The 9,829-nt window shown below is 40.0% G+C and carries 9 protein-coding genes and 1 pseudogene; 6 read left to right on the top strand and 4 right to left on the bottom strand.

Annotated elements, in window-relative coordinates; genetic code table 11:
- Window positions 1–496: 496 nt before the first annotated feature.
- Entirely contained in the window at window positions 497–970 is a 474-nt protein-coding gene (locus MF4642_RS15755; RefSeq protein ID WP_078426810.1) for a hypothetical protein, read from the bottom strand.
- Between the two features lie 328 nt (window positions 971–1,298).
- Here MF4642_RS15755 and guaD point away from each other — a divergent pair, with 328 nt between their 5' ends.
- From guaD to MF4642_RS15770, 3 genes are all read left to right on the top strand, one after another.
- On the top strand, window positions 1,299–2,615 hold the full coding sequence (gene guaD, locus MF4642_RS15760; protein WP_078426806.1) for a guanine deaminase: 1,317 nt from the start codon (window positions 1,299–1,301) through the stop codon (window positions 2,613–2,615).
- A gap of 225 nt (window positions 2,616–2,840) precedes the next feature.
- Window positions 2,841–3,368 carry a hypoxanthine phosphoribosyltransferase gene (gene hpt, locus MF4642_RS15765; protein ID WP_004697480.1) on the top strand — a complete coding sequence of 176 codons (528 nt, stop codon included), beginning with the start codon at window positions 2,841–2,843 and terminating at the stop codon, window positions 3,366–3,368.
- Window positions 3,369–3,540: 172 nt separating this feature from the next.
- Window positions 3,541–3,792, top strand: coding sequence for a GlsB/YeaQ/YmgE family stress response membrane protein (locus MF4642_RS15770; RefSeq protein WP_004977734.1), 252 nt, complete (start codon window positions 3,541–3,543; stop codon window positions 3,790–3,792).
- A gap of 57 nt (window positions 3,793–3,849) precedes the next feature.
- Here MF4642_RS15770 and MF4642_RS15775 read toward each other — a convergent pair whose 3' ends face one another.
- Window positions 3,850–4,551 carry a DsbC family protein gene (locus MF4642_RS15775; RefSeq protein WP_004697476.1) on the bottom strand — a complete coding sequence of 234 codons (702 nt, stop codon included), beginning with the start codon at window positions 4,549–4,551 and terminating at the stop codon, window positions 3,850–3,852.
- A gap of 106 nt (window positions 4,552–4,657) precedes the next feature.
- Window positions 4,658–5,665: a CDF family Co(II)/Ni(II) efflux transporter DmeF gene (gene dmeF, locus MF4642_RS15780; protein WP_078426807.1), complete on the bottom strand. Its 1,008-nt coding sequence runs from the start codon at window positions 5,663–5,665 to the stop codon at window positions 4,658–4,660.
- Between the two features lie 56 nt (window positions 5,666–5,721).
- Between dmeF and MF4642_RS15785 the strand changes: the two genes are divergently transcribed.
- Both MF4642_RS15785 and MF4642_RS15790 read left to right on the top strand, forming a co-directional pair.
- Window positions 5,722–5,988, top strand: coding sequence for a metal/formaldehyde-sensitive transcriptional repressor (locus tag MF4642_RS15785; RefSeq protein WP_004697473.1), 267 nt, complete (start codon window positions 5,722–5,724; stop codon window positions 5,986–5,988).
- Window positions 5,989–6,154: 166 nt separating this feature from the next.
- A complete protein-coding gene (locus tag MF4642_RS15790) occupies window positions 6,155–7,300 on the top strand; it encodes an MFS transporter (RefSeq protein ID WP_078426808.1) in 1,146 nt (381 codons plus the stop codon).
- 1,922 nt (window positions 7,301–9,222) lie between these two features.
- Here the strand turns inward: MF4642_RS15790 and MF4642_RS17295 are convergent.
- On the bottom strand, window positions 9,223–9,351 hold the full coding sequence (locus tag MF4642_RS17295) for a hypothetical protein (RefSeq protein WP_264754347.1): 129 nt from the start codon (window positions 9,349–9,351) through the stop codon (window positions 9,223–9,225).
- A gap of 393 nt (window positions 9,352–9,744) precedes the next feature.
- Here MF4642_RS17295 and MF4642_RS16780 point away from each other — a divergent pair.
- A pseudogene (locus MF4642_RS16780) lies at window positions 9,745–9,829 on the top strand (IS5/IS1182 family transposase); the annotation flags it as partial.

Here is a 9,829-nt window from a genome sequence, read left to right on the forward strand (position 1 = left end):
CTCGATCGGTCACTTTACCTAGGCAAAAAGGTTCCATTTTTGCCCATTGGGCATCAGTAAGTATGTATCTATCCATAGTACTATTATAAATTAATCAGTAGCCTTTGTTAATTCTCAACAAGCCCTAAATCACCTATTTAAAATAAGTGTCCAAAGATTAATGCGGGTCTGTTCAGGCGTTTTAGTAGGAGCACCATCACTTTTAGGTTATTCACGACAGAGTCTTATCTTTTTTAAGTTCGATACTGGGAGCTCAATTATTCTTTTGTTTCACCAAATGAGAAGCGAAGCTTCGTAAGGAAAGCATTTGTCCTCCGCAAAACCTATTCACTTTCTATAATTAAAAAATTTGTGTTGCAAAAATAATCTACTCCAAACACTACTCAGGTTGCGGGTGACGCTTCCGTGTATTAAATAAAGTTTAAATTGAAAAAGAAAATGCCTGTCAACTCTAAAACTGACAGGCATACATTCGAAAACAATATTTTTTTCAAGCTTAAATGGTATGGGCTTTAACCCGCTTCATATAAGACACCAAACGCGTGAAAAACAAGATTTGCAGGAAAATGGTAAACAGCGAAATAGTCCATTCATACCAATCATCAAACGCTGTACCTTCTAGATTAAAAGCAAAATAAAGCCCCAATAACAATGCGCCAAATACAACACCAGCTACAGTGGTTTGCACCAAAATGGGAAAAGACAACGCTGTGATTCGACCTAAGAAATGCTCGCCCTCATCGCCACCATTGGCTTTATAAGCGCTTTGAATCCCAATAAACATAATCAATAAAGTCAGAAGTCCCTCAACACCAATCACACGGACATCACCATAGGGTGAATACATGCCGTAGTAATACACCACTGAAACCAGTAAGGCGGTGACTAAGTAATAATTTTTATAATGCTTTTTATCGAGGGTGTTGCTAGATAATTCATGTGCTAATGCTTTGGTATTCCAAAAATACATGCCGGTCATTGTCTCTTATTTTATCAATGCCGACACTGTACTGATTCAGCATTTAAAGATAAAGACTTTCTCAACAAAATTTTGCGAATAGATTGAATCATTTAAGCTCAAAGCTTGTGCTTATGTATTGCATAAAAAATCATGATCTTATCGATGGCACAGGTACATGTCTGGCCTCAAAACAGTTCAATTTTTAAGAAAATACTGCTCCAGTCTTTCATTTAAAATGTAGTGTTCACAACCCAAATAAAAACTTCAGTAAATAGCCGTGAAAAAAATCCAGTTTACGGTACAATCAATCGAAAAAAAGTCAAAACGCAGGTTTAAAATGTCTTCTGTAGTTGCAACGACGGCGGTTCGCGGTCGCTTCCTAGATATTCAGAATACGGTTGCCCAAGCGCGTGAAATTCACGACCAAGTGCGTTACGTAGAAGATGGTTTACTGATTAGCCAAAATGGCAAAATCCAATGGTTTGGATCTTGGCAGGAGGGACAACAGCACCTTTCTGTTGGCATCGAGGTTCAGCACTATCCTGAAAAATTGATTGTGCCGGGTTTTATCGACACCCACATTCATTTTCCACAAACAGAAATGGTGGGGGCCTATGGTGAACAGCTACTCGAATGGCTCAATACCTATACCTTCCCAACCGAATTACAATTTTCAGATAAAGCCTATGCCGACCAGATTGCCCAATTCTTTGTGCAAGAACTGCTAAAAAATGGCACCACCACAGCCTTGGTCTTCTGTACTGTGCATACCGAATCGGTAGATGCACTATTTGAAGCAGCAGGGCAGCACCAGATGCGCCTGATCGCAGGTAAAGTCATGATGGATCGTCATGCACCTGAAGGTCTGTGTGACACACCTGACAGTGCTTATGCGGACTCTAAAGCACTGATTGAGAAGTGGCATGGCAAGGGCCGTAACCTTTATGCGATTACGCCACGTTTTGCTCCAACCTCAACACCAGAGCAATTGGCTAAAGCAGGGCAGCTCAAAGCTGAATACCCAGATGTGTATGTGCATACGCATTTAAGTGAAAATAAAAATGAAATCGCTTGGGTGAAAGACTTATTCCCTGAGCAGCAAGGTTATCTCGATGTTTATCATCACTTTGGCTTAACCGGTTCGCATTCGGTCTTTGCCCACTGCGTGCATTTAGAAGACGCGGAGTGGGATTGCATGCATCAGACGGATTCAGCCATTGCTTTCTGTCCGACCTCCAACCTATTTTTAGGCAGTGGTTTATTTCCATTGAATAAGACTTGGGAAAAGCAGGTAAAAGTGGGGCTGGGTACAGACATTGGTGCAGGGACCTCTTTTAACCAACTACAAACCCTCAATGAAGCCTATAAAGTGCAGCAGCTTCAGGGCGATAAATTGTCTGCGTTTGAATCGCTCTACCACGCTACGCTGGGCGGTGCCAAAGCACTGAGCTTGGATGATAAACTCGGTAACTTTAATATAGGCAAAGAAGCCGACTTTGTGGTGCTCGACCTCAAAGCAACCGCGCTGCAAGCATTACGTCAGCAACGTGCAAAAGGGATTGAAGATGCGTTATTTGCCCTAATGACCATGGGTGATGACCGCAATATTCATGCGACTTATATTTTTGGTCAGAAAGCCTATGTGCAAAACTAAGTAGCAAATAGCGTAAATTTAAGCGGTTAATCAAGTTTTGAAAAGACTTTGTTTTTCGCTTCTAAACCAAGCTGCATCCCGCCTGCAATGAAATGATTACATTTTCAGCGGGCAAAAGGGGGTGCATCTCGTTTAGAGATATATTAAAATTAATGCATATATAGAGGTGTTGCAGGTCAACGCCTTTTTTATTTTTGATTTTTTTTAATTTTTAGGTATCTACCCATGACCGTTCAAATGAGCGTAATGATTTCTACTGAAGAGATTCAAGCGAAAGTAAAAGAGCTTGGTGCACAAATCGATGCGCATTATGCAAACAGTGATAAGGAACTCGTACTGATTGGTTTATTACGTGGTTCAGTCATTTTCATGGCAGACTTATGTCGTACCATTTCAAAACCCCATGAACTCGATTTCATGACGGTTTCGAGCTACGGTGGCGGTACGGTATCTTCACGTGATGTAAAAATTTTAAAAGATTTAGACGGTGAAATTCGCGGTAAAGATGTCTTGGTGATTGAAGATATTATCGACTCAGGCAACACCTTGAGCAAAGTACTCGAAATTTTAGAAACACGCTCTCCCAACTCAATTGAACTATGTACCTTAGTCAGCAAACCTTCACGCCGTGAAATTGAACTCGATGTGAAGTTTTTAGGCTTTAATGTCGAAGATCGATTCATTGTGGGTTATGGCCTAGACTATGACCAAAAGTACCGTCATTTGCCATTTATTGGTGAAATTGGTCTTTAAGATCAATCGAAAAAAGAGTGGCCGAAGGCCACTTTTTTTATTTTTATCGTGAGCTAAGTACATAAAACATACAGTTTTTAGCAGATTCGCTCTACCGCACAGTCGCATTATGCCTGATGATATTTTTGCACATGATGTAAAAACAAAGACATGATAAAAAAGGAGCTGGCTCATGTGGTCACTTATCGTTGCAATCGTGATTGGTTTTATTGCAGGTCTCATCGCACGTGCTATCCATCCTGGCGATGACAAAGCAGGATTTATTGTCACCACTTTACTGGGGATTGCAGGTTCTCTCGTAGCCACTTATGGTGGTCGTTTACTTGGTCTCTATAGTGAAGGCTCTGCCGCAGGCTTTATTGCTTCAGTTATTGGGGCTATCGTTATTCTATTCATTTACAACATGGTCACCAAAAAAACCTAAACTCAGCCATTAAAAAAAGCACCGTTTCAGGTGCTTTTTTTATGCATCTTTGAACTCTTATAAGCCCAGTTCACGCCACATATTTTCAATGGTGGTTGAAGGCACAGCACCATTCACTTTAAAGCCATTTGAGAAAATAACCACAGGCGTCCCTTGTAAACCCAGACTACGACCGAGTTGAATGTTGCGCTCAATTGGATTGGCACACGGTTTTTTCGACGTCGGTTGGGTCCCTTTCGCAATCAAATTTTTCCATGCGAGGGCAGGGTCTGCTTCACAAAACACTTGTTTCGACGGTGCAATCGATTGCGCCTTAATAGCATAAATAAAGGTATAGATGGTCACATCATTCAGTTTATTCAGCTCAGCCTCTAACTGCTTACAGTAAGGACAGTTTGGGTCTGAAAAAACCGCCAATTGGCGTTTGCCGTTGCCTTTAACGCTTTTAATGGCATCTTTTAGCGGCAACTTGTTCCAATCGAGCGAATTCTGTTGCACATATAAGGCAGCACTTAAATTTTTCTGATCTTTTAAGCGTACCATCGAACCTGCAATCACATGCTCAGCCGCTTCGCCTAAATACACAATTTCGCCATCTAAAGATCCGCTATAAATGCCCGACATTTCTGTTTTTTGAATATTTTGAACATTAATATTTGGATAATTCTTTTTTAAGTTGGCTTGAACACTTTCTACGCTGGCCATACTCATGCTTGCAATTGCACTTGTGAGTAGTGCCAAACCCAGTTTTTTTATCATCACTTTTTGCTCTTTCAATCGGAGAACCACGGTGCTAGTGTAGAGCGTATTATTCAAGCATTGAATCATTTTTTCCACGGCTTTACCGAAACCCAACACGCCTTGCTTATGAACTGGCCAAAGTTTCACGTGGAACAGTGAGGGCTGTACTATTAATTTCCACCGAGACATGAACAATTTCCTCATGAATCGAGAGCATTGCCCGCACGCGATCCGCAGTTAAGTCTACCGTCGTTTCTAAAGCCAAAATGCAGGAAAACTTGCCTTTGCCTACTTTCCACACATGTAAATCGGTCAAGGTCGTCTGCGGTAGTTCTGCCAACACTTCGCGAATTTCATCCACCACATGATGATCCATTTCAGCATCTAACAAGGTTTTTCCTGTTTCTTGCATTAAGCTCAGTGCCCATTTGGCCACCAGTATTGACCCCACGATCCCAAGGGCAGCATCGAGAAAATCCCAGCCCAAATATTTACCAAAAATCAGTGCGATAATGGCAAAAATGGAAGTCACGGCATCTGCCACCACATGCATAAATGCAGCTTTCTGATTTAAATCAAGATGATGGCTATGTACTTCTGATGCATGATCATGAGCGTGATGGTGATGGTGATGGTGATGGTGATGGTGATGGTGATGGTGATGGTGATGGTGATGGTGATGGTGACCATCATGCAGCAACCATGCACAGATTAAATTCACCAATAAGCCTAAAATCGCAATTGGAATCGCTTCGTTATAATGAATTTGTACAGGCGAGAATAGACGCTGAATCGAGTGAAAAGCCATAAAACCTGCTACTACCATCAGCAAAATAGCACTGCTGTAACCTGCAAGAATTTCAATTTTCCATGTGCCGAAACTAAAGCGCTGATCATGGGCATAATGCCGTGCAGCACGATAAGCAAAATAAGCCAAACCCAGTGCCAACATATGCGAACTCATATGCCAACCATCCGCCAGCAAAGCCATTGATTGGAAAATCCATCCACCAATCACTTCTAATAACATCATGACTGCCGTTAAAATGGTCGCCATTAAAATCCGTTTTTGTGCCAGTGGATTACCGTCATCAAAATGATGCGTATGCTGACGTGATGGGGTATTTTGCATTTTAAATCATTCACCAATATACTCCCCCTTAGTATATTTATTTTTGGAGCAAAGTGTTGAGCCATTTGCATGAAGATAAAAAAATTTTAAACCGTGTGAAACGCTTACAAGGGCAGGTCAACGCAGTTGAACTCTCGATCACACATCCCGATGCCAGTTGTATCGATGTTTTACAACAAGTCGCTGCTATTAAAGGCGCGGTCAATGGGCTGATGAATGAACTCGTTGAAGCACACTTACGCCATCATGTATTAGCACAAGCTGAACAGGTTAATGAAGAGGAGTTGGCTGAGTTCTTAAAACTGCTGAAACGCTATGGCTAAGTTTTATTGCGTTCTTTTTCAAGTTTTTAGTTGACCATTTTTTCCACAAACCGATACACTGTTGCTCTCTATCCTTTTTCTCTTGGGCATCAAAATATTCTTGTTTTGACCGAGAGAGCCGCATGGCATTTGCATGACAACAAGCACTTCTTGGCGTCCATTTTGTATGGTCAGCCTCGCCTTAATGATGGGAACGATGGGGACTGCCTTAGCCAGTCCACTTTACCCGCTGTATCAAGCCTTATGGCATCTGGTGCCGAGTCAGATTACCTATATTTTTGTGGCTTATATGTTTGGTTGTCTCGCTACTTTACTGTTTCTCGGCCGGACCAGTAATAGCATTGGCTATTTACGCACCTTACAAGTAGGGTTGGTGTTTATCAGCATCGGGTTGGTGATTTCCGCTTATGCTTCTGATGCTCTCATCTTATCTTTGGGGCGCTTTATTATTGGTATTGCATCTGGTTTGATGACCACTTCGGCCTTACTGGGACTGATGTATACCGTGCCCAAAAGCCATCAACAGATTGCGCCGCAGCTCAGTTCGATTATTACCGCAGTAGGTTTTGGCTTAGGCCCGCTGATTGGTGGCCTGATAGCTCAATTTTCAGAATACCCTTTGGTCAGCCCTTATCTACCGGTCATTCTTGGTGCTGTACTGTGTTTCTTTGGTTTATTTTGGGTTGAGTCTCCCACATTTACCGCACAGCCCTTTAGTATTGCCCCAAAGCTACTCCGACCAGAAGTGCAATATCATCAGTTGTTTTTGATCGTTGGATTTACCGCATTTAGTGCCTTTGCCGCGTTTAGTTTATTTGCATCCTTATCCCCGTCATTTGTGCGGGATATTTTGCCGTGGCACGGCCCCCTTATCAGCGGTTCAGCCATTACCAGCATTCTCATTGTCTCTGCCGTGGTGCAGTATTTTGCCAGAAGTATTCCTGCTTATAAGTGCCTCAACTATGGCTTAATTACCTTGATTGCAAGCTTAGGCATTTTGGCGCTGTGTATGCTATTTCAACTGAGTGCATTTTTCTTTATCAGTGATTTTCTCGTTGGTGTCGGACATGGCCTGACCTTGATTGGTTCCTTTGGTCTCATTCATGCCATGACCAGCTTAGAGAATCGTGCTGCGGTGATGTCGACTTATCTTTTTATTGGTTATTTGGGTACGATTGTGCCTATTGTAGCTGTGGGTTATCTGGCAGATCACTTTGGATTAAGTTTCGGGGTCATTAGCTTTTGCATTGCCATCGCTTTATTGTGTGTTTATCTGTGGTTTGCGCATAAAAGCAGTATACGTCTGGCTTAAAGATCAAAAGCCCTGATCAGAGGGCTTTTTCATCAATAGCAGTGTTATTTTCCAATACAGAACGTAATCTAAATTAATATAATTAATTAAAACAATTATTTATATTTCTATAAATTTCACTGTGACTATATAGCGACTAATTTAATCACTGCTAGGCGGTTTTTATCATGTGCCTAAACCTTAATTCACCCACTGCACCGAACCACATTTAAAATGTAGTGAAAAGATACCCCCAAATTTGGGGGCATTAAAACCACGCTTTAACGCTCTCCCACGCCTTTTATTTAAATATTAGCTTTACTGGTGTATTGGCTTGCTGTGTTTTATCGGGGCGGTTAAAAGGGCTAGAACCTTATAAAACCTGTTATTTGATTTTGATATTTATAGAGCGCAATTTTGCGTTTACCTTTGTTTTCAGGGGTATATCCCAAATTGGATGCACCTAAAACCCTTAAACCCAATACCGCATTTAAAATGGGGAATTGTTTTTAACTTTCGCCAGTGACGAAATTTAAAGGCACGTTTACCTTGATGTACCTTGATGGAATCAAGCAACCATCAAATAGCGGAAAGCCTTTATGTGTATGGATTAGAGGTCATTTTAATAACCTTACTACTGGTAGCCCATCAAGGAAAAATATAATTCTCTCCATGTTCATTTACCCTTACGTAGTCTTACAAAACACTTTATCGTCAGAATTGACGTAAAGCTTGCACCGTGTGGCTTTAGGCGTGTTTTTATGCTGTTTTGGTATGTAGTGCTGTAAGGGTAATTTTGCTTTACGTAGCTTTACGAAATGAAAATTACAATTCTGCTGTAAGACTTTCCCTATATGGCCTGTTTATCAATTTCCATCAATACGCTGTAAAGCAAAAATTACTTAGATGTACTTAGATGGAATAGGCTCTTTTTCAACTATCTTGTGATACGTAGTGATACGAAATTAAAGATCAAAAGTCGCCGTGTCCCTTATATTGCTTGGCATACATACTAATTTTAGTAAGTGAGCTGTATCACACAAAATAAGCCGTCCTCGTATCTCTAAATTTGTGCCTATCTTGTACGACGTAGCACGACAAAACAGACTTTTTTTGTTTGACGTAGCATGACAAAACGCACTTTTAATAAAAGCTCTAAAACCCTTGTATAGCCCAGCTTTGAGTGTATTTTTAAGGGTGATTTTAAAGGCATCTTGTCAAACAAAACATAAAACCTTGTCATGCAAGATTTAAAGCCTTTTTGCGACACAGATCGGTAATATGCCAGTGCGATTAAACCCTATTAGATTTGAAATCCATAAGGGTGAATTTTAGATTCTAAACCCTGAATTTGTTATACGTAGTCATACGGATTTACTTTGACGTACCTTGACGAAACGCCACTTTAAAAAACGCACTTAAAACGGCTGTAATGTAATACTGGTAGGGCTTTCAATTGAATATACATGCTGTTTTATGTGTGGGTCTGTCAAAGTAAATTGCCTGTGTCTTGTATGACAAGATTTAAGCTCTTTTTTACTTATTTTGTTGTACGTAGCTGTACGGATTTACTTGGACGTACTTGGACAAAAAGCTACTTTCAATAATCCACATAAAAGAGCCGTGATGCTTTATTTGTAAGGTTCTCAATGGGTTTTCAATGTGGTTTGAAGCATAGAGCCGTCCAAGTAAATTGCACCAGTGTTGTACAACAAGATACACGGCGTTTTTTTGCTATACGTAGCTATACGAAATGCATTTTTTTAGGTTGACGTAGGTTGACGTAGGTTGACAGAATGATGATTTAGTAAAATAGGTTAAAGCCTTGCTGTATAAGGTCTTGAGTATCATTTAATGCTTTATTTATGCCGTATCTCGTCAACCTAAATTAAAATGTTTTATCTATCTAGCTTCACAGAGTTTTTGTCAGTAAAAATTAACTCTTATAATGGAAAATCTTCAAAATACTTTCTAGGACCAATCCAACTAGTTTTTACTTGATAGGCTTGCTCCAATATAGGAACTGTAATTTCTTTTAACTCCCAAATAGGAGCTTTAACTGTGTAAAACATACTTCTATCTTCTGTATAGCTTTCCCATTTTTTAAATATTTTATTACCATACTGACTTTCTAGAAGTATATGAATCGCTGAGACAGCATTAAGTAAATTTTCAAGGTTTGCCTTATGAATATTATCGCCTCTATTATGCTTAACTGAATTATAACCATCTTACCAAACGATAGATTTTGTAGGGCTTGAGCTATTCCAACTTACAAACGGTTTGAAAACTCCTAAATTAGGATATTGATTAAGTTGAACTTCAAAACTATCTAGTTTTAAAATTTCTTTACACTTTACATAGTCTTGAGTTTTATAAAATTTCTTATCAGGATATCCATTATCAGTTAGTACTTTTAATAATAGACCTCTTGCGAAAGTAAAAACCACCTCAATATAAATTTCATGAGATATCAGAAATTAAATCGTTTTTCAGATTCTGAATTCAAACGCTTGGTTGGCGTACCTCGACATGTTTTTACTGAAATGG

It is taken from the genome of Acinetobacter sp. MF4642 (assembly GCF_002018925.1).
GTDB lineage: Bacteria > Pseudomonadota > Gammaproteobacteria > Pseudomonadales > Moraxellaceae > Acinetobacter > Acinetobacter johnsonii.

Coding starts and splice junctions, on each gene's coding strand:
- MF4642_RS15755 (WP_078426810.1), bottom strand. CDS start 970: ATGTATTTTTGGAATACCAAAGCATTAGCACATGAATTATCTAGCAAC.
- guaD (WP_078426806.1), top strand. CDS start 1,299: ATGTCTTCTGTAGTTGCAACGACGGCGGTTCGCGGTCGCTTCCTAGAT.
- dmeF (WP_078426807.1), bottom strand. CDS start 5,665: ATGCAAAATACCCCATCACGTCAGCATACGCATCATTTTGATGACGGT.
- MF4642_RS15790 (WP_078426808.1), top strand. CDS start 6,155: ATGGTCAGCCTCGCCTTAATGATGGGAACGATGGGGACTGCCTTAGCC.
- MF4642_RS15770 (WP_004977734.1), top strand. CDS start 3,541: ATGTGGTCACTTATCGTTGCAATCGTGATTGGTTTTATTGCAGGTCTC.
- hpt (WP_004697480.1), top strand. CDS start 2,841: ATGACCGTTCAAATGAGCGTAATGATTTCTACTGAAGAGATTCAAGCG.
- MF4642_RS17295 (WP_264754347.1), bottom strand. CDS start 9,351: ATGTTTTACACAGTTAAAGCTCCTATTTGGGAGTTAAAAGAAATTACA.
- MF4642_RS15775 (WP_004697476.1), bottom strand. CDS start 4,551: ATGATAAAAAAACTGGGTTTGGCACTACTCACAAGTGCAATTGCAAGC.